The sequence below is a fragment of the Chryseobacterium tagetis genome (assembly GCF_016735585.2).
GTDB lineage: Bacteria > Bacteroidota > Bacteroidia > Flavobacteriales > Weeksellaceae > Chryseobacterium > Chryseobacterium tagetis.
On record NZ_JAERSE020000001.1, the window covers coordinates 1,071,595 to 1,091,427 of the forward strand.

21 protein-coding genes are annotated in these 19,833 nt (G+C 33.8%); all 21 read right to left on the bottom strand.

All coding sequences use genetic code 11. The annotated features are described in order from the left end of the window. Nucleotides 1–61 precede the first annotated feature (61 nt). Entirely contained in the window at nucleotides 62–1,231 is a 1,170-nt protein-coding gene (locus tag JI747_RS04785; RefSeq protein ID WP_225686646.1) for a proline dehydrogenase family protein, read from the bottom strand. 65 nt (nucleotides 1,232–1,296) lie between these two features. Further along, nucleotides 1,297–2,226, bottom strand: coding sequence for a UbiA family prenyltransferase (locus JI747_RS04790; RefSeq protein WP_225686648.1), 930 nt, complete (start codon nucleotides 2,224–2,226; stop codon nucleotides 1,297–1,299). A 10-nt stretch (nucleotides 2,227–2,236) separates the two neighbouring features. After that, nucleotides 2,237–3,163, bottom strand: coding sequence for a mevalonate kinase family protein (locus JI747_RS04795; RefSeq protein WP_225686650.1), 927 nt, complete (start codon nucleotides 3,161–3,163; stop codon nucleotides 2,237–2,239). Between the two features lie 93 nt (nucleotides 3,164–3,256). Beyond that, nucleotides 3,257–4,735 carry an MFS transporter gene (locus JI747_RS04800; protein WP_225686653.1) on the bottom strand — a complete coding sequence of 493 codons (1,479 nt, stop codon included), beginning with the start codon at nucleotides 4,733–4,735 and terminating at the stop codon, nucleotides 3,257–3,259. Nucleotides 4,736–4,937: 202 nt separating this feature from the next. Next, nucleotides 4,938–6,116, bottom strand: coding sequence for an acetyl-CoA C-acyltransferase (locus JI747_RS04805; protein ID WP_225686655.1), 1,179 nt, complete (start codon nucleotides 6,114–6,116; stop codon nucleotides 4,938–4,940). 51 nt (nucleotides 6,117–6,167) lie between these two features. Continuing rightward, a complete protein-coding gene (locus JI747_RS04810; protein ID WP_225686656.1) occupies nucleotides 6,168–6,554 on the bottom strand; it encodes a hypothetical protein in 387 nt (128 codons plus the stop codon). Between the two features lie 149 nt (nucleotides 6,555–6,703). After that, the gene (locus tag JI747_RS04815; protein ID WP_225686657.1) at nucleotides 6,704–7,786 is read right to left on the bottom strand and encodes a hypothetical protein; all 1,083 of its coding nucleotides are present in this window, start codon (nucleotides 7,784–7,786) and stop codon (nucleotides 6,704–6,706) included. Between the two features lie 92 nt (nucleotides 7,787–7,878). After that, complete coding sequence (locus JI747_RS04820) at nucleotides 7,879–8,577, bottom strand: hypothetical protein (RefSeq protein ID WP_225686658.1); 699 nt, start codon at nucleotides 8,575–8,577, stop codon at nucleotides 7,879–7,881. Then, nucleotides 8,555–9,100 (bottom strand): RNA polymerase sigma factor, encoded by a 546-nt coding sequence (locus JI747_RS04825; RefSeq protein ID WP_225686659.1) that lies wholly within the window; start codon nucleotides 9,098–9,100, stop codon nucleotides 8,555–8,557. The genes JI747_RS04820 and JI747_RS04825 overlap by 23 nt, the downstream gene beginning before the upstream one ends. Before the next feature lie 114 nt (nucleotides 9,101–9,214). Next, entirely contained in the window at nucleotides 9,215–10,495 is a 1,281-nt protein-coding gene (locus tag JI747_RS04830; protein WP_225686660.1) for an MFS transporter, read from the bottom strand. 22 nt (nucleotides 10,496–10,517) lie between these two features. Further along, the gene (locus JI747_RS04835) at nucleotides 10,518–11,117 is read right to left on the bottom strand and encodes a bifunctional nuclease family protein (protein WP_225686661.1); all 600 of its coding nucleotides are present in this window, start codon (nucleotides 11,115–11,117) and stop codon (nucleotides 10,518–10,520) included. Between the two features lie 171 nt (nucleotides 11,118–11,288). After that, entirely contained in the window at nucleotides 11,289–12,236 is a 948-nt protein-coding gene (locus tag JI747_RS04840) for an electron transfer flavoprotein subunit alpha/FixB family protein (protein WP_225686662.1), read from the bottom strand. 42 nt (nucleotides 12,237–12,278) lie between these two features. Beyond that, complete coding sequence (locus tag JI747_RS04845; protein WP_225686664.1) at nucleotides 12,279–13,025, bottom strand: electron transfer flavoprotein subunit beta/FixA family protein; 747 nt, start codon at nucleotides 13,023–13,025, stop codon at nucleotides 12,279–12,281. A 149-nt stretch (nucleotides 13,026–13,174) separates the two neighbouring features. Further along, nucleotides 13,175–13,882: an SDR family oxidoreductase gene (locus JI747_RS04850; RefSeq protein ID WP_225686666.1), complete on the bottom strand. Its 708-nt coding sequence runs from the start codon at nucleotides 13,880–13,882 to the stop codon at nucleotides 13,175–13,177. Between the two features lie 82 nt (nucleotides 13,883–13,964). Next, the gene (locus tag JI747_RS20410) at nucleotides 13,965–14,495 is read right to left on the bottom strand and encodes a T9SS type A sorting domain-containing protein (RefSeq protein ID WP_225686668.1); all 531 of its coding nucleotides are present in this window, start codon (nucleotides 14,493–14,495) and stop codon (nucleotides 13,965–13,967) included. 293 nt (nucleotides 14,496–14,788) lie between these two features. After that, nucleotides 14,789–15,001, bottom strand: a complete 213-nt coding sequence (locus tag JI747_RS04860; protein WP_225686669.1) for a hypothetical protein — start codon at nucleotides 14,999–15,001, stop codon at nucleotides 14,789–14,791. Nucleotides 15,002–15,124: 123 nt separating this feature from the next. Next, nucleotides 15,125–16,504 (bottom strand): dipeptidase, encoded by a 1,380-nt coding sequence (locus tag JI747_RS04865; protein ID WP_225686670.1) that lies wholly within the window; start codon nucleotides 16,502–16,504, stop codon nucleotides 15,125–15,127. 167 nt (nucleotides 16,505–16,671) lie between these two features. Further along, nucleotides 16,672–16,920, bottom strand: a complete 249-nt coding sequence (locus tag JI747_RS04870; RefSeq protein WP_225686671.1) for a hypothetical protein — start codon at nucleotides 16,918–16,920, stop codon at nucleotides 16,672–16,674. A gap of 138 nt (nucleotides 16,921–17,058) precedes the next feature. Next, on the bottom strand, nucleotides 17,059–18,207 hold the full coding sequence (locus JI747_RS04875; RefSeq protein ID WP_225686672.1) for a class I SAM-dependent methyltransferase: 1,149 nt from the start codon (nucleotides 18,205–18,207) through the stop codon (nucleotides 17,059–17,061). Nucleotides 18,208–18,240: 33 nt separating this feature from the next. Further along, on the bottom strand, nucleotides 18,241–18,684 hold the full coding sequence (locus tag JI747_RS04880) for a DinB family protein (RefSeq protein WP_225686673.1): 444 nt from the start codon (nucleotides 18,682–18,684) through the stop codon (nucleotides 18,241–18,243). Beyond that, nucleotides 18,681–19,832, bottom strand: coding sequence for a methylmalonyl-CoA mutase family protein (locus JI747_RS04885; RefSeq protein WP_225686675.1), 1,152 nt, complete (start codon nucleotides 19,830–19,832; stop codon nucleotides 18,681–18,683). Before JI747_RS04885 ends, JI747_RS04880 begins: the two co-directional genes overlap by 4 nt. Nucleotide 19,833: the final 1 nt, after the last annotated feature.

Below are 19,833 nucleotides of genomic sequence, written 5' to 3' on the forward strand. Positions count from 1 at the left end.
AACCATAAAAAAGCTCTACAAAACTTGTAGAGCTTTTATTATTTTTTAAAGTAAGAAAAGATTATTTCCCTTTTCTTCTTTCCAGTTCTTTTTTAATAAGACCAAGTTCTCTTCCTGTCTGTCCGGCAACAGAGGTATTTTCCTGAGCTCTTCTTGTAAGGTAAGGAACTACATCTTTTACAGGCCCGTAAGGAAGGTATTTTGCTACATTATAGCCTTTATCAGACAGGTAGAATGTAATATTATCACTCATCCCGTAAAGCTGCCCAAAATATACATGAGCATTCCCGTTTTCAAGGTTTTTAGCCTTCATTTTATCCATGATCAGCTCGGAAGAGATCTCGTTGTGCGTTCCAAAGAAGGCAGAAACTTTATCTAAGTGATTCATGACAAAATCAATTCCTGCATTGTAGTTTTTATCTGAAGATTCTTTATTTGGCTGAATAGGATCTGCATATCCTTTTTCTGCTGCTCTGGCTCTTTCTTTTTCCATATAAGCACCACGAACAATTTTATATCCGATAAAGTATCCTTTTTCTCTTGCTCTCTGAAGATTTTCCTCCATATATTCCAATCTTCCGGTTCTGTACATCTGGATGGTATTCCAAACAATAGGTTTTTCCCGATTGTACTTCTCCATCATTTCTTCACACAAATGATCTGCTGCATCCTGCATCCATGTTTCTTCTGCATCTACCATTACTTTTTTATCATTTTCATGGCATAATTTACATACTTCATCAAACCTTCTTACGACTCTTTCCCATTCTTCTTTCTGGCTGGAAGTAAGCTCTGCATTTTTACCAACCGCTTCATATAAATCGATTCTACCGAAAGCAGTAGGTTTAAAAACAATAAAAGGAATCGCAGGATTTCCTACCGAAAATCTTACAATATCTTTAATCTCTTTACAAACCGCATCGAAAGTTGCCTCATCTTCTTTACCTTCAATTGAATAATCGAAAATACTTCCTACTCCTCTTTTGAACAACTGCTTTACCACTTTCATGCTTTCTTCACGGGTTTCACCACCACAAAACTGCTCAAACAATGTGTTTTTTACAATTCCGGTAACAAAAGGAAAGTCATTATGAACGGTAAAATTAAGAACAGAAGTTCCGATTTTAGTGAGTGAAGGCTGCTCAATCATTTTGAACATCCAATACGCTTTCTTTAACTGTGCGTCAGATTTATCTGCAAATGCAACTTTAGTATCGTTAAAAATGGGCATTACAATTATATAGTTTAGGGTTCTGCAAAGGTAAGCATAACCTGAGTTTTTTTAAAGATTTTTTTCTATAATTTACCTTCTATTCCGTTTAAAAGCATAGCGATAATTCCTACAAAAACCCAAAATCTCAAGATATTGAGTGTTAGGAATTTACTTTTTCTTGAATGGTTCAGCAGAAGATAAATACAAAGAATGAATACGAATAATCCTCCTGTAAAATAGTAGGCCATAAAGCCGGAAATCCCTGTACGGGTAATCAGTTTCATGGAAACCGCCATCGTAATGATAAGCAATGAAATGATAATGATTTTTGTATTCTTACTTTTAAAATAGTTCGGAATGGTAATGTATCCAAATGCATTGTCTACACTTTTCGTTAAAGTATCTTTTACAATATCAATGCATAAAAGGATAAGAAACAGAAAGATTGCCATCAACAATACTTTTTTTGAAAAGGTTCCGTAATAGACCATCATTCCAAAGAAAGGATAGAGTGTAAGGCTTACAAAAGTGAGATTGTTTAATATTAAAATACGACTCAGCTTATGACTGTAAAACCACATAAAGAATTGGTAAACCACAAAAAATAAAAATACTCTATGGGAAATCAACCAGGCAACTCCCAAAGAAAGGATGCTTAAAAACAGATAGGCATATAAAAAGTATTTCTGTTTGATGAAGCTTTGGATTCTGGTTCTGAATGGTTTTACTACATGGTCTTTTTCAAAATCATAGAACTGATTGATAATTCCTCCTGCGAGAATGGTAAGTACTGTGCAGAAAATGATGCCATGAACCTTAAAATCAAAGACGAATTTTCTGAAGTTTTCGTCCTGATTGAAAAGGAAAAACGTAGAAACATATAAGGCAAATGTAAGCAGAGCAGCAACAAAAAAGCGAGCTCCTAAAAGAAAGCCCACAAATTGTGAAAATCTGTAAAATAAAGATTTCTGAATATAATTTTTCTGTTGGAAAGTTTCTTTTTCAGAATTCATTCCAGGATGTTTAAAATCTGTAAATCACCTCTTTTTGGAAGCCGTCAAGCATTTTTTCAGCTTTTTCGTAGTCTTGGGTAAAGCCTAGAATATATCCTCCGCCACCACTTCCGCAAAGTTTCAGATAGTAGGCATTAGAGTCTAATCCTTTTTTCCAGATATTAAAAATACTTTCAGGAATCATCGGACGGAAATGTTCATACGCCCAATGGGAAAGCTTTTTAAGGTTTCTAAAGAAAGGATTCATATCTTTTTTAAGGAAAGATTCTATACAGGCATTATTATAGCGTATAAATTCTTCTTTCAATGTTTTACGGAAACCTTCTGTCTTCATTTTTTCGAAGAAGATCTGAATCATAGGTCCTGTTTCACCTGTAATTCCTGAATCTATCAAGAAAATAGCTCCTTTTCCAGCCTGACCTTCCGGAATAGCCACTTTGTCTAAATTCTCTTTATTTTCAATAAGAATCGGAAGATTCATATAACAAATCAAAGGATCCATTCCTGAGCTTTTTCCATGGAAATAGCTCTCCATTTCTCCAAAAACGGCCTTTAGATTCTTTAAATTTTCTTTGGAAATCGTTTCCGGATTAAGTTTTTCAACTGAATATTTTTCAAAAATAGCTGCTACCAAAGCTCCTGAACTTCCTACTCCATATCCTTGTGGAATATTAGAATCGAAAAAAAGTCCGTTAGAAATATCATTTTTAAAACGGTCAATATCAAGCTTAAAGTCTTCTGAAAAGCTTAAATCAGCTAAATAATCTGAATATTTCTGTAGATGATAGTTTGATTTTTTTTCAAATTCTGAAGCAAGATCAGAGTATTTTAAAGTTCCTTTATAAAAACTGTAAGGTACTACCAAACCTTGGGAATCTTCAATCATTCCGTATTCACCGAACAAAATTATTTTTGCGTAGAATAAAGGGTTTGTCATTTCTTTAAAACAATTTTAAAACTTTATTTATGTTTCTTTATGCAAAGTTACTATAATTCTGCTGAATATTAACAAATTTTAAGCCATACTCGATTAGATCTTAGATTTTAAAAATCTTATAAGAATAGCTCCTACCGCAAAAAACGCTGACATTGTGATGAACGCATACTGCATGTTATGAAATTTCTGGATAAACACACTGAAAATAAGCATTCCACAAATGATCGCAATTTTTTCAAGCACATCGTAAAAACTGAAATAGGTTGTGTTTTCCATCGAGTTTTCTGGAAGAAGTTTAGAATATGTAGATCTCGACATCGCCTGAAGACCTCCCATTACCAAACCTATTAAACCTGCCAATCCATAAAACTGAAGCTGAAGATTAGGATTTTCTTTGTTTAATGAATACGCTGATAAACAACAGATAATCCAGATAATTACGGCTATAGTAATTACATTTTTGTTTCCAATCTTTTTGGAAAGTTTTGAGAAGAGAAAAGCTCCGAAGATCGCGATAATCTGAATAACCAAAATGGTAATGATCAGTTTGTATTTGTCTGCTTCTTTCGGGAAAATAACAGTACTTCCAAAAGGCACTGCCATTAAGAAAATGGTCTGCATTCCTACACTGTAAAAGAAAAAACTAGACAGGAAGAATTTTAGCCCTCTATCTGAAAAAAGCTTGTTCCCCACTCTAAAAAGTTCTTTGAAACTTTCTTTAGCAATGTCTTTATAAAAACTGAAATTATCCTTTAATACTTCAAAAAAGCCTCCTTGTTCTTCATGCTTTTTAAAGATGTTTTTATAGTTTAAAAGTACTAAATCTTTAGGCAATTTTTCTTTTACATCTCCAAACTGAGGTAAGTGTTTGAATGTATATTGTGAGAAACCAAACCACCAAGCTCCTGTTAACAAAAAGCTTACTCTTATGTATATTTTAGCTTGTTCCGGACCTTTTGCAACCATCTGAATCAACACTAAACAGATAATTAATAATACAACGGAACCGATATATCCATAAATATATCCTTTAGCAGAAAGTGCATCCTGTTTTTCAGGAGTTGCAATATCCGGTAAAAATGAATTGTAAAACACTAAACTTCCCCAAAATCCGACACTGGCCGTAATACTGAAAAGTAATCCTAAGAATATGTTTTCCATACCTGTAAACATTGCTAATCCCATACAGGAAGTCGCTCCCAGATAACAGAAAAACTGAAGAAAGGATTTTTTATTCCCGATGGTATCTGCCAAAGAGGAAAGAAATGGTGATAAAAACACCACTAAAATAAATGAAATAGCATAGGAAAAGCTTAAAATCGCTTCTGGTTCATAGGCATCCCCAAATATTTTAATCATATTTCTCACCGGAATTTCCTGAATTTCTTTTGCTTCGGGAACATATTCTTTTTTATTGTAAGCCGTCGTAAGAATGGTATAATAAATAGGAAATATTGCAGATGTAATGACCAGTGAATATACTGAATTTGCCCAGTCATAGACTGCCCAGGCTTTCATTATTTTAGGATTATTCTTTATAATTTGAGGTTGTGGATTCTCAATTTCAGACATTTCAAAAAAGTATTAGTAGCACAAAAATAACAAAACCTCTGAATATTCGGGAGTTTTTATTTTTTTTCGGCGAAATTTTATTATTAAGTTAAAGTTCGAAGGTTTTTCAGGCTGTATTTTGGCTTGTTTTATTCCAATAATCTAAAAACAAAACTCGGAAAGCTATGCTTTCCGAGTTTTTATCTACTATTTAAAAAAAATATTACATATTCTCAATAACGATAGCCGAAGCACCGCCTCCTCCATTACAGATCGCTGCAGCACCATATTTAGCATTGTTTTGTTTTAGTACATTGATCAAAGTAACAATGATTCTAGAACCTGAGCTTCCCAGTGGGTGACCAAGAGCAACCGCTCCTCCGTTTACGTTTACTTTTGAAGCATCTAATCCTAAGATTTTATTGTTTGCCAATCCTACCACAGAGAACGCTTCGTTAAATTCGAAGAAATCGATATCTGTAAGTTCTAATCCTGCTTTTTTAAGGGCAATAGGTAGAGCTTTTGAAGGTGCAGTCGTGAAATCTTCAGGTGCCTGTGCAGCATCAGCATAAGAAATGATCTTTGCTAATGGCTTAAGACCTAATTCTTCCATTTTCTCTTTAGAAACAAGGATTAAAGCTGAAGCACCATCATTAAGCGTAGATGCGTTTGCTGCTGTTACTGTTCCTCCTTCTTTTTTGAAAACTGTAGGAAGTGTCGGCAATCTATCAAAGTTTACTGCTTTATATTCTTCATCTTCTGCAAAAATAACAGGTTCTCCTTTTCTTTGAGGAATTGAAACCGGTACTACTTCTTCAGCAAATTTCCCTTCGCTCCAAGCTTTTGCAGATCTTTTGTAAGATTCGATTGCGAAATTATCCTGATCTTCTCTTGTAATGTTGTAGTCTGTAGCACATTTCTCTGCGCAAACTCCCATATGAACTTTGTTATAAACGTCTGTAAGTCCGTCAAGAACCATTCCGTCCAACATTTTTACATCTCCTAATTTTGTCGCATTTCTTGCATTATAATAGTGAGGAACTGAAGACATGTTTTCCATACCTCCTGCAACGATTACGTCTGCATCACCTGCTTTAATTGCCTGTGCAGCCATAGAAACCGCTTTCATTCCTGAAGCACAAACTTTGTTTACCGTAGTAGATGGAGTCTCAATAGAAAGTCCAGCTCCTAAAGCAACCTGACGAGCCGGAGCCTGTCCTTCACCTGCCTGTAGAACATTTCCCATATAGATTTCCTGAACCAGTTTCGGGTCAAGACCAATTTTATCTAATGCTCCTTTTACAGCCACAGATCCTAATTTTGTAGCAGGAACTGTAGATAAGCTTCCCATAAAACTTCCCATAGGGGTTCTTACTGCGGAAACAATGAATACTTCTTTCATGTCTATACTTTTATTTTTTATTAATTTTTGAACCTTTCGGTTATATATGTTTTAATTCTTCGTATTGTTTTTAACCAAAATCATTAAGAAAGCGCCTAAAAATTCTACAATCCAGCCCCATTTTAATGTAACCACGCCTGCAAATGTTTCTCTCCATGATTTAAATGGTAAAAAGCTGAAATATTCCAGCGACTGAAATCTAATGGCAAATAAGGTGAAGCAGAATAACAGCAATAATAGAATTCCGAAGATTTTCCCTATTTTTATGTTATTATTTACAATACCGAAAACAGCACAAGCGGATAAAATCCAGCATGTAATGGCTAAATAATGATCAAGCTTCCAATAATTCCAATTTCCAATAATGGGAACATGAACTAAGGGCAAAAAACTACCGATAATCACTAAAATTAACCCTCCTAATTGAATATTTTTCATATTTCTTAAAGTGCCAAAATACAAAAAAAAACACACTTAAAATCAGTGTGTTCTAAAAACCTGTTATTTATAAACAATCAATTATTAATAATAAAATTTTTAAAATAAATTTAAATAATTCATAATAAAACATATTAATTTTTGTTAACTTAAAAATTAATATAAAGCAATTCTAAACCAATTTGAATCCCATATTTATTATTTATCTTGGCATTATCATTAAAAATCGAAGTAAAATCTTTCTTTATAAATACATTTAAAGCTCCATATCCTAAAGATAGTTTCCCACCAAAAAGAAAGTTATTTACAGACCCATTAATGTTTTCTCGGTAGTTAACTTTATGGTCTTCAAAATTCTTATAAAGAATCTGACTCTGAGAAAGATATCTTACTCCTCCGTAAACTCCTGCTGAAATTCTAAAATTTCCCTTGGAATTATCCAGCATCTTTTCATTATTTTCAGTGGTATATTTAGGATTAAGAACAAAAACAAAGTCAACAGGAACTGTAATATAATTATTAATAATTCTTGAATTTCTCAAATACCCGGCCGTAAAATCCTCCAAAGATAGCTGACGATCCTGCTGAACTACCACTTTAGAATCCGCCATTTTATATGTATCAGTTCTCAATCCTAAACCGATTCTATAAAACACAGGCGAAGTAAGCTTTCCAAATTGCCTCGTAGCACGGTATTCGAAAACAAGAGAAGTAGATCTTCCGAACATCGCTTCAGATGAACTGTTTCCCAACGCCAGAGAACCGGCAGATTTGGTAAGATTGGTAAAACCGAAAGAGATATTAAAATCATCTCCTTTCAACAGTTCTTTTTTTGTTTTTTTATTGTCTCTTAAGCTCAAAACCGCATTGTTCTGTGTAAATCCGACCCTATCGAAAACCTTTCCTTTTCCCATTACCGAGTTTTTTACAAGCTCTTTGGTGGCTTCTTCCAAAGCAACTTTCTGATGGTCTACTTTATCGTTAATGATCTCTTCATATTTTTTTGCTACTTCTGTTCGCTGTTTCTGTTTTTCTTCTGAAGAGAGCTTATTTTCTTTAAATGTTTTATCCAGTGCATCCAGCTCATCATTCATTTTAGCTTTTTCTGAGACGATAATACTGTCTATTTTTTTGGAATAGTTACGCATCTGAATATCCGTATAAGGTCTTTCCTGAGATTTGGCATAAGAAAATGCCAGTACAGCTGAGAGTAAAGCAAGTTTTGTTTTCATGTTATATTTTTTCATTTTTAGGCAATATTTTACTTCCGTCCGGATTTTTTAAGGACGATTTTGATTTAATAATGATCGGTTTCTGATTAATTTTATTTCGTCTTCACTGAATCTGAAATAACCGTAAATCCAAGGATTTTTAGAGAATTGGGACCTTTAATTTTTATTTTGCTCATATCAATCACTCCGAATTTTCGTTGGTCATTGTAACTTTCTTCTCTGGTTTTATCCAATTCTCTTCCAACAAGCAAATCATCTGCGCTTATATAAGATGTTTTTTTTCGTTCGGCTAAGAGAGGTTTTACAGGATTTAGTTCTTGTTTTTCAATTAAACTTACCGGAGCTTCTGTGGTTGTATTTTTTTTCTCTGTCAGAAGTATTTCTTCAGGTTGTTCTATTCTTACAGATAGGTTTTCTTTATCTGAAGAATAATTTGGGCGCTTATTATTTTTATCTGTTTGAAAAGAAGGCCGGTTTTCCAGATTATTTTCATTTGCAACCATCGTTTTCTCTTGTTTTCCCTCGAGTTTCAGAACATTTTCCGACGTTTTTTGAGTAATCTTTATGATATCGGTTTGAGAATGAGAATCTGAATTAAAATAACGCAGACTTCCCAAAGAAATTAAAAGAGCAATAACCGCGGCATATTTCCACCCATGAAAAGATGGTTTTAATATGATTTCAGGCTTTTCATCCAACTCTCTTTCCAATCTGTCCCAAAGATCGGAAGAAGGCTGTATTTCGAGCTCTTCGTAGCCGGATTTTAATTTATTTAGCGTATTGTTTTTCATCTTTCTTTTGTTTTAAAAAATCTGCAATCCATTTCTTAGATTTACTCAGCTGGCTTTTGCTTGTGCCTTCAGAAATATTAAGAATTTCTGCAATTTCATAATGTTTTTTCTCTTCAAAAACATATAAGTTGAAAATCAATCTGTATCCATCCGGCATTTTAGCAAAAATTTCATTCATATTGATTTCCTCTGCTTCTTCTTCCCAATCTTCATCAATAGTTCCAATCTCATTTATTTCAACATCTGTATACAGTATATTTTTGCTTTTCCTGATGAAATTTATCGAATTATTGACCACAATTTTCCTAAACCAAAACGGAAAGCTTTTCCATTCTCTACAGTCATCAATTTTTGAAAAACAGGTAAAAAAAGAATTCATCAGAATATCTTCCGCATCATGAAGATTATTGACATAAGAATTTGAAATGGCCAGCATTTTTGCCGAAAACATTTCGTAAAGAGCTTTCTGCCCTTTTCGATCCTGTTTTTTTGCCAGTTTAAAACTCTCTTCTAAATTCTTCATGTATCTGTTTCTATCTATAAGACGTGATGTTTTTTAAAGGGTTGCCTGAAAGACAAAAAAAATTGCACTTTTTTGAAAGTGCAATTTAATCTATTAATTATCAATGCTATAATTTTAATGCTTTACATCAGCAATCTCTTCCGGATTGTGCTTATGTTTAAAAATAACAGCAAATAACACTGCTACAACCAATGCATAACCAGCAAAAATATACCAAGATGTCTCCCATCCTGCAAGCTGTAAAGCAGGATCTGTCTGAGAAAAGACATAATGATTTACTATTTCCTGAGCTCCCAACATTCCAATTGTTGCTCCGAAACCATTGGTCATCATCATAAATACTCCCTGTGCGCTTGAACGTATACTTTTATCGGTTTCTTTATCCACAAAAAGAGATCCTGAAACATTGAAAAAGTCAAAAGCAATTCCATACACAATCATAGACAGAACAAACATCCAGACTCCGCCACCAGGATTTCCAAGTCCAAATAATCCGAATCTTAAAACCCAGGCAAACATTGCCATCAGCATTACTTTTTTAATACCAAATCTCTTTAAAAAGAACGGAATCAAAAGAATACATACTGTTTCTGAAACCTGTGATAGCGAAATCAGTGCATTCGCATGATTGGCGCCCCATGTTTCTTTAAATGAAGGGATATCTTTAAAGCTTGTGATGAATGGATTTGCATATCCGTTTGTGATCTGAAGTGAAACTCCAAGAAGCATAGAAAAGATAAAGAAAATTGCCATTTTTCTATCTTTAAACAGGCTAAAAGCTTTTAATCCTAAGGCATCGTAAAGGCTTTTCTTCTCATCACTTTTATTAACCGGACACTGAGGTAGCGTGAAGGAATACAAAAATAAAGCAATCCCTAAAACTCCGGAAACAAAAAACTGAAAATAACTATTCTGATATCCTGTAAAATCTACGAAAAGCATAGCACAAATAAACCCAATCGTCCCAAAAGTACGGATTGGAGGAAATGCTTTAATGGTATCATAGTTATTATTCACCAGAATAGTATAAGCTACTGAGTTTGACAGCGCAATTGAAGGCATGTAAAACATCACACTTAAACTATATAAAGTAAAAAGTTTTGTAAAGTCTACATTATTTCCAGCTGACATTCCATAGTATCCGGCAGCAATCAAGAATCCGGCAGCAAGTAAATGACAAATTCCCAGCAATCTCTGTGCTTGTATCCATCGGTCTGCAATAATCCCCATAATTGCCGGCATAAAAATAGAAACAATTCCCTGCATCGCATAGAATAATCCTATTTTAGAACCCAAACCTACAGAGCCTAAATAGTTCCCCATAGATGTCAGATAAGCTCCCCAAACTGCAAACTGAAGAAAATTCAGAATGGTCAGACGTAATTTTAAATTCATAAGTCAGTATAAAATATCTCTTTTAATCAATTTTCTTTTTTCTCCTCTTGATTTCTTCCTGAATCTCTAAGGCAGTATCATAATCTTCTTCTTTTACGGCTTCTTCCAACAATTTTTGAAGCTCTTCCATAGAAACCGATTTCAAATTATCTTCTGTAGAAACTGTTTCTGAAAACGATTGCTCTTCTTTCGCCACTTCTTCAAGTTCAAGAAGAATTCCAGCTTCATTTAATACTTGCTGTGTTGTAAAAATAGGAGCATCAAATCTCACCGCCATTGCGACTGCATCAGAAGTTCTGGCATCAAGGATTAATTCTTCTTCCGTCGCTTTGTTTTTAAAGTTGATATTTGAAAAGAAAACGCCGTCTACAATCTGATAAATGATCACAGAGACTAGTTCATAATTTGCCGATACGATAAATTTTGTGAATAAATCATGTGTAAGAGGACGAGGCGGATGAATATCTTTCTCCAGACCAAGAGAAATGGATTGTGCCTCGAAATTTCCTATAACAACAGGTAATTTTATATGTGTTTCTTCATGTTCCAATAACAATGCGTACGCTCCTGATTGGGTCTGGCTGTACGATATTCCGCGAATAATTAGCTGTTTATAATCCATAACTACAAATATAAACTAATTTTTCATAGTTGTTTTTACTTTTTTAGACAAAAATAAAAGCCCGGAAGCCGAGCTTTTATCTGTATTTTGAAGGTTTGTAAATCGTGAATTATCTGAACTTTCGAAGTTTAATTTTCATCATTGACTTCTAAATCAAATTCACTATTAATTTTATCCTTTTAATGCTTTGATTTTTTCTGTTAGTGCAGGAATAATCTGGAAAGCATCTCCTACTACACCGTAGTCAGCTGATTTGAAGAACGGAGCTTCTGCATCACTGTTGATTACTACGATTGTTTTAGAAGAGTTAACTCCAGCCAAATGCTGAATAGCCCCAGAAATACCAACTGCAATATAAAGATTCGGAGAAATTGCTTTTCCTGTCTGCCCTACGTGTTCTGTATGAGGTCTCCAACCGATATCTGAAACCGGCTTAGAGCAAGCTGTAGCAGCACCTAAAACGTTTGCTAATTCTTCAATCATTCCCCAGTTTTCAGGACCTTTCAATCCTCTTCCTGCAGACACTACGATTTCAGCTTCTTTTAAGTCTAATTTCCCTGAACTCTGCTCGTGAGAAATCACTTTTGTATCTTCGTTAGCTACTGAAAGATTTTTAACTTCTTCTGAACCAGAAACAGCATTTTCTTTAACACCAAAAGCATTTTGAGAAACTGTAATAATTACAGCCGTTCCTTCTGCTTTTGCATGCATAAAACCTTTTCCAGAGAAAGATTTTCTTTTCACCTGAAAAGGAGAAAGACTTTCCGGAGCAGCAATTGCATTGGTAATTAAAGAATGTCCGTTCATGATCGCCAACATTGGAGCGATAGAAGAAGCATCTGTTGTGTGAGGGAAAACTATAATATTTCCGTTTGCCACTTCACTTACAGCTTGTGCATAAGCTTTAGCTGAGAAACTTTTCAACCCTTCGTCTTTGATGTTAATCACATTTGATGCTCCATATTTGTATAATAAATCTGAAGAATCTGTTGGGTTTACAGAGATCGCCGTCACTGTTTCACCAGCCTGATCTGCGATCGCTTTAGCATAAGCAACTGCTTCAAAAGCTGCTTTTTTGTAAACTCCGTTTATATTTTCTGCGTATACGAATACTGCCATTTTGTTTAAATTTAAAAATTAAAAGATTTAATGATTAAAAGATTAGATCACTTTTGCTTCTTCGTGAAGTAATCTTACCAATTCATCCAAATTATCCGGAGAAACCAATTTTACAGCAGCTCTTGGCGGAACACTGTCATAAGAAACTCCCTGAACTTTCACTTCTGAAGAAGTTGGCTCAACGACCTGCAAAGGTTTTGTTCTTGCAGACATAATTCCTCTCATGTTTGGAATAATCAAATCTTTTTCATCTACCAATCCTTTCTGACCAGCGATTACAGCAGGTAATTTTACAGAAATAGTTTCTTTACCTCCTTCAATTTCTCTTACAGCAGTAGCTTCGTTTCCATTTACATCAAGACCTACAGATGCGTTTACGAAAGGCTGGTTTAGCAACTGAGCCACCATTCCCGGAACTGAACCACCGTTATAGTCGATTGATTCTTTACCGCAAAGGATTAGATCATATCCTCCATTCTGAGCCACTGCAGCAATTTCTTTTGCTGTAGAATAGCTGTCTTTAGGGTCTAAATTTACTCTTATCGCATCATTTGCTCCGATTGCCAAAGCTTTTCTTACTACAGGTTCTGTAGCTGCATCTCCTACGTTAATTACCGTTACAGTAGCTCCTTGAGATTCCTGAAGTTTAACCGCTTTTGTCAGCCCAAATTCATCCAACGGATTGATTACCCACTGAATTCCGTTTTTGTCGAAAGCAGATTTGTCTGCTGTGAAGTTAATTTTGGAAGTAGTATCCGGAACACTACTAATACAAACTAATATTTTCATGTGTACTATTTTATTGTTTCTCTTTTGTATAAAAAATTAGGGATTTTTATACCGAGATTTTGTTTGAATTAATTTTTGCTAATATAAATAAAATATATATTATGCATGCATAATACTTATTATTTTACTATTCAGCGCATTAGATGTACTTATTTACCTGGTTGAGATGCCCTAAACTCTATCTTACTTGGTAAAACTCTCGGATTCATTCTTAAAATATCTAAAACCAAATTCCCCATATCTTCCGGCTGAATCTTCCATGCGTCTTTTTCTGATGGATTATTTCCATTAAAATGTGTGGCAACTGATCCGGGCATAATTACGGTCGATTTAATGTTATATTTTCTCAGATCAATCATTGCTGCCTGTGTAAATCCTACAACACCGAATTTTGAAGCATTGTACCCCGTTCCGTTTTCAAAGAAATTGGCTCCTGCCAAACTTGAAATGGTAATATAATACCCTTCTGACTTTTTCAATTCTTCCATAGAGGCTTTTAATGTGTAGAAAACACCTGTTAAATTCGTTTCGATCATATCATTCCATTCTTCCGCAGAAAGCTGATCTACGGGTTTAAAAATCCCTAATCCTGCATTTGCGATCACAAAGTCCAGTCTTCCGAATTTTTCTTTGATATATTTTATAGCTTCATTTTCACTTTCAAGGCTTCTCACGTCGGAAACAATTCCTAAAACATTTTGAGAAACCTGTTTTAAATCTTGTTCAGCTTTTTCTACATCATCTCTTTTTCTTCCTGAAAATGCCACCGAAATACCGTTTTCCAGTAAAATTTTTGAAATTCCAAAACCTATTCCTTTTGTTCCTCCTGTTATATAAGCTACTTTATTTTCTGTCATATTTTATAATTTTAAGTTCTTAAAAATAATAAAAACGCCCCAAACGGAGCGTTTTTAACAGATAAGATTTATCATCTTATTTCTATTTTCTAACAAATTTCTCAGTAGAAATTCCGTTTTCTGTTTCAACATTCAGTATATATGTTCCAGCCGGAAGGTTTCTAACATCCACTCTGTTATTTTCAAATCTTACAGCCTGTTTTCTTCCTGTAAGATCTACCACAGAAACGGCATTGATTTTAGCATCTGTTTGGATATTTAAAATATCTGAAGTTGGGTTTGGATAAATAGCAATCTTATAATCTGGCATTTTTCTTTCTTTCTTTCTTTCTTTCTTTCTTTCTTTCTTTCTTTCTTTCTTTCTTTCTTTCTTTCTTTCTTTCTTTCTTTCTTTCTTTCTTTCTTTCCCATCAAGATCCAAGACCATATTAGTCTGATCCAGATTTCTTGCAAATGTTGATGAAGTTCTAGTTGGAGAACTATGAACATCAAGTTCAGCAGGATCAAATCCAGACACTGTTGTTGCGCCCGTCACAGATAAAGTAAGATCAGTACCTGCTATATTATACGTAATTACTCCTGTTGTTTTATTATAGTTATATCCTAATATCACCCTAGTACTTGCAGGATAAGTATTGGTTGTTAAACCTGTAATATTATAAAATCCATTTGAGTTGGATCTGCAGTAATGTTCAAATAAGCTCTAACATCAATCGTTTTTGTTTGCGAATTGTATACAATTCCAACGATTCCATCACTAGCTCCAAAATAGTTATACCAGAAAAATGCTTATTAATAGATGTTCCTGTATAAACTTCAAAAGAGCCCTTTATTGTATTATTTCCAGTAGTTCTGATTATAAACATATCTTGATGACGTAGCTGTTCCATCAGACCCTCCAATAACTTACAAATAGTTAGCATGTGTCGCATCACCTGCAACAATCTGATAATTAGCGATTGCTCCATTATAAAGATTCATTCCTCCCTGTCCGGCTGCAGACATAGAAGCAGACACATTCCCAAGTGTATAAGAATTATAATTATCCGATTCTAAGACCTGGGCAGACAACGTAAAGCATACAGAAAGTGACAGGCTCAATAGTAAAAGTTTTTTCATAATATATTCATTTTAAATTAAATACGTGCTAAAAGTAAAAAAAATATTCAATAAAAAAAAATAATTCCACTCAAAATGAAAAATCCTTAAGAAAACTCTTAAGGATTTTATTATTTCCGGTAATTATTTTGAATAATTCTCAAAAAACAAAGGAATACTTTCAATTCCTTTATAGAAATTGAATAGTCCATAATGTTCATTTGGAGAATGGATCGCATCAGAATCTAAACCAAATCCCATTAGTACAGATTTAGCGCCTAAAACCTGTTCAAACATTGCTGTAATAGGAATACTTCCACCTCCTCTGTATGGAAGAACCTCTTTTCCGAATGAAGATTCCATGGCTTGTTTTGCAGCTAAGAATTCTTTTGTATCTGTAGGCAATACGTAAGGCATTCCTCCATGATAAGGTGTAATTTTTACTTTTACATTATCTGGAGCGATTTTTTCAAAATATTTAGTGAATTTCTCTGTAATCTCTTCCGGTGTTTGATAAGGAACCAAACGCATTGAAATTTTTGCGGAAGCTTTTGAAGGAATTACCGTTTTAGCTCCTTCTCCTGTATAACCGCCCCAAATTCCGTTACAGTCTAAAGTTGGACGGATAGATGTTCTTTCAAGGGTTGTATACCCTTTTTCACCTTCTACTCCGCTCAATCCAATAGATTCTTTGAATTCTTCAGGATTGTCTTTCAATTTATTCATATCTGCTCTGTCAGGATCTGAAACGGTTTCTACATTATCATAGAATCCGTCAATGGTAATGTGACCATCATCATCGATTAGCTTCGCGATCATTCTTGAAAGCACATGAATAGGATTGGGAACTGCTCCTCCGTAAAGTCCCGAATGCAGATCCCTGTTTGGGCCTTCAATTTCTACTTCTACATAGCTCAATCCTCTCAATCCTGTTGTAACAGTAGGCTGTTCGTTGCTGTAAATATGCGTATCAGAAATTAGAATACAGTCGCAAGATAATTTCTCTTTATTTTCATTAACGAAATCTCCTAGACTTACAGAACCCACTTCTTCTTCTCCTTCTAAAATAAATTTAACGTTACAAGGAAGTGTATTGGTTTTCATCATCGCTTCAAACGCTTTCAAATGCATAAAGAACTGGCCTTTATCATCCGCAGAACCTCTTGCGAAGATAGCACCTTCCGGATGAAGTGGAGTCTTTTCAATATAAGGTTCAAATGGTGGTTTCGTCCATAATTCTAACGGATCAGCCGGCTGAACATCATAATGTCCGTATACTAAAACTGTTGGCAAATTTTCATTCAGAAATTTTTCACCAAAAACGATAGGATATCCTTTCGTCTGGCAAACTTCTACATTATCTGCTCCCGCATTTTTAAGGTGTGCCGCCACTACATCTGCACATTTCAAAACGTCATCTTTATACGCCGGATCTGCAGAAATAGAAGGAATTCTCAATAACTCAAATAACTCATCTACGAAACGTTGTTTGTTTTCGTTGATGTAATTTAATGTCTCTTGCATTGTAAAATAATATTTTGTTAAAAGTAAAAAATTTGCCCCGCAGAGACAAACAAAAACATATAATTTTGCTCAGGTTTATTATAGCTTGAATATTAAATATGTATCAATTTTAATTCAAAAAAAATGTCTCACATTTCTGCGAGACATTCTTTATATTGTACTACCAATTAGTGTTCAGCTTTAGGAGCTTGAGCTTCTGCCGGTTTTGCAGGAGTAGCCGCACTGTCAGTTTTTGGAGCTGCAGCCTCATGTTTTTCACCAGTAGCTTCATGACCGTGAGCTTCACCTTGCGGATCATCTGAATATCTTTCAGCGCCTTCTTCAAGCTTTAAAGTATTCTTATTACCACCCGCCTGAATTTTTTTACAGCTTACAGCAACAGTTGCAATGGCTAAACATATAACTAATTTTTTCATATGTAAGATTTATTTTTTTTAAGTCATATGAAATCGTATTATTCTGGTCTACTATAACCATTTTTAAAATCAAACGATTTCCTATTTAAATTTTTAATTGCCCAAAATTAAGAAATCCTACATTTTTCGGCAACATTTTTATACTGATTTTACTATTATTTTTCCTTTTTTGGATTGTGTAAAAATAAGATACTCATCTCCTCCGTCTTTTAAACCGTATTTCTTCTTGATTTCGTCTGGTTTTAAAGGATAATTCTTAGATATAATATTAAACTGACTTTTCTTTTTAATCTGTTTATTATCAACCATTTCAATTTCTAAAATTCTTCCGGGAAAATCTTCTACTTTTTCATTTGAAGTATAAAGATGTGTATTTGGATGAAGCTTTTTCAAATTGAACCTTTCCGAAATCAAATTAAAAATCCCAGCTTTTAAAATTGAATTATTAGGAATATAAAGAAACTTTTCAGGCTCAGCATATTCTGAATGAGCATTTTCTTCCTGTCCAAATGTATAAGTGAAAGTAGATTCTCCACTTTCTAAATTCACACAATTACAGATAATTTCTCCCGAATTTCCATTAGATAAAAAGACAACCACCTCTTTTACAGCATTTTTCAATGCAATAATATCAATCCTTGAAATGTCCTGTAAAACGGAAACAAGGTATTTCAAATCGATAAGCGGAGACAATTTTATGACCACTTCATCAGATATCGAAAGCAGCTTTTCCTGAATTTCAAGGATGTTCGGTGATAAATCTTCTAATAAGAATACTTTGTTTTTATTGTTATCTCTTCGGGCAGGGTCTAAATAAATCACATCATATTTTTCTTCATTTTCATTAAGAAAATCCTCTAATTTCTGATTGATAAATTTTGCTTTTCTTCCTAAAACAGCCCAATTATTCTTAACAATTTCTAAAAGTTCAGCATTTTGCTCAACGAGAGTAACTTCATCAAAATTTTCAGATAAATAATAAGCATCAATCCCGAAACCGCTCGTAAGGTCAATAAACTTTTTACCTTTTAAAATTTCAGATTTGTAGACTGCTGTTTTTTCTGAAGAAGCCTGTTCCAGATTAAGTTGTGGAGGAAAAATAATTCCTTCTTTTAATAAAAACGGAAACTTTTTCTGCGCCACTTGCTTTCCTTTGATTTGCTGAACGATTTCCTGTATCGAAACCTCGGAAAACGGGGATTTTTTCAATAATAAGGAATGCAAATCCGTATTTAGATTTGCATTGATGTATTTTTGAATTTCTTCTTTTAGAATTTCTTTATTCACAGATTTTTCTAGATTAATACAAATAATTTTGTTTTATCTTTTATAAAAAATATAATCCGTCAATATCGGATCTATTCCTTTTTGCCTTAATTGAGAATTGATTTGCCCTCTATGATAAGTTGAGTGATTGATCGCCTGAAAAAGCATTTCAAAAATAGTATTCTCAAATTGTCTTCCTCGCGAATTTTGATATGCTATTTCTTTATCTAAATCAGATTTTTCAATAATTTCGATACTTTTTTCAAAATTTTGTTGGTTGATTTCATCTAAATTATCAAAAGGATGAATTTGCCAAACTTCAAATGATTTTTCATTTAAAATTCTTGAGTTCCATACTTGTTGAGCATTCAAAATATGATTGATTAAACTGATTGTTTTTTCATCAATTTTTTCAAAATTTTCGGCAATAACTTTTATCATCTCTCTATTGAAATGATAAGTATATTCAAATAAATCAATCAGCTTTTCATTCATCATTCAAACATTTCAGCCCAACGAACAGCTTTAATTCTTGTTTCGTTATATAATTCCTCAGCTATTTTTTTAGCCTCTAATTTCGGATATAAATTCACTCCAATCAGCTTTATTTTTCCCTCTTCTACCCATCTTTGTTCTTCTATTGCATGATCATAGATCTTCTTTTGAACAACTCCTTGCTTTAAAAGCTCAAGATACCCTCCTGCTTTTTCAATTTCTACGAATAATGCCCAAGATTTTTCTGCAATTTGCTGCGTAACATCTTCTACATAATAACTTCCGTTGGAAGCATCTTCAAAAACATTAATGATACTTTCATAAGCCAATACAATCTGCTGTTTGAAAGAAATTTCTTCAGAGTTTTCTGTACTTCTGTCTACTAAATAATTATTACTGAAAACCGCATCAGCTCCACCAATCATTGCAGACGCCAATTCTAAAGTCGAACGAATCAAATTGTTCTCATTATCCGAAACCGCTTTATTTCTCAAAGAAGTTTCTGCAAAAATATATGGAATTTCATCCAAACCATATTCTTTAGATAATTGATTGAAAACCATTTTAAAGGCTCTCAGTTTCGCCATTTCAAAGAAATAGTTTCCTCCTATAGCGATTCTGAAAATCAGTTTATTTAGGATTTCGGCTCCATAAACTTCAACCAATTCTTTTGTTTTGGCCAAAGCAATACCTAACTGTTGGTAGATCGCAGCTCCTGCATTTTGATGAAGGGAAATATCTACACAAATATTTCTTTTAAACTCTTTTGCCAATAGCTCTTTTACCAACTGGTCATTGATTGTCGCTTCTTTTTCATCAAATACATCAATCAAAGAAAAGTATTGATCTTCTTCTTTTGGACTTATATGTCCTGCCAAATCAAGGTTGTCAACGAAAATTGTTTTTTCTTCCAAATTTTCTACATTTTGATCTAAAATAAATGCAAAAACATCTTCTTCCAGACTTTCGTGATATCTTGCTACCAAATGAGTGCTTTCTTCTATTTTCGGAAGGTTTACCAATGGTTTTTGTACCGAATCATAGTAAGGCTTCACTGTAATTCCTTCTAAGTTTTCTTTGGAAAGAACGGAATAAATATCTTCTGTTTTAAGCTGTTTTTTTACTAAATTTTCCCAGGCTGTATTTGACATA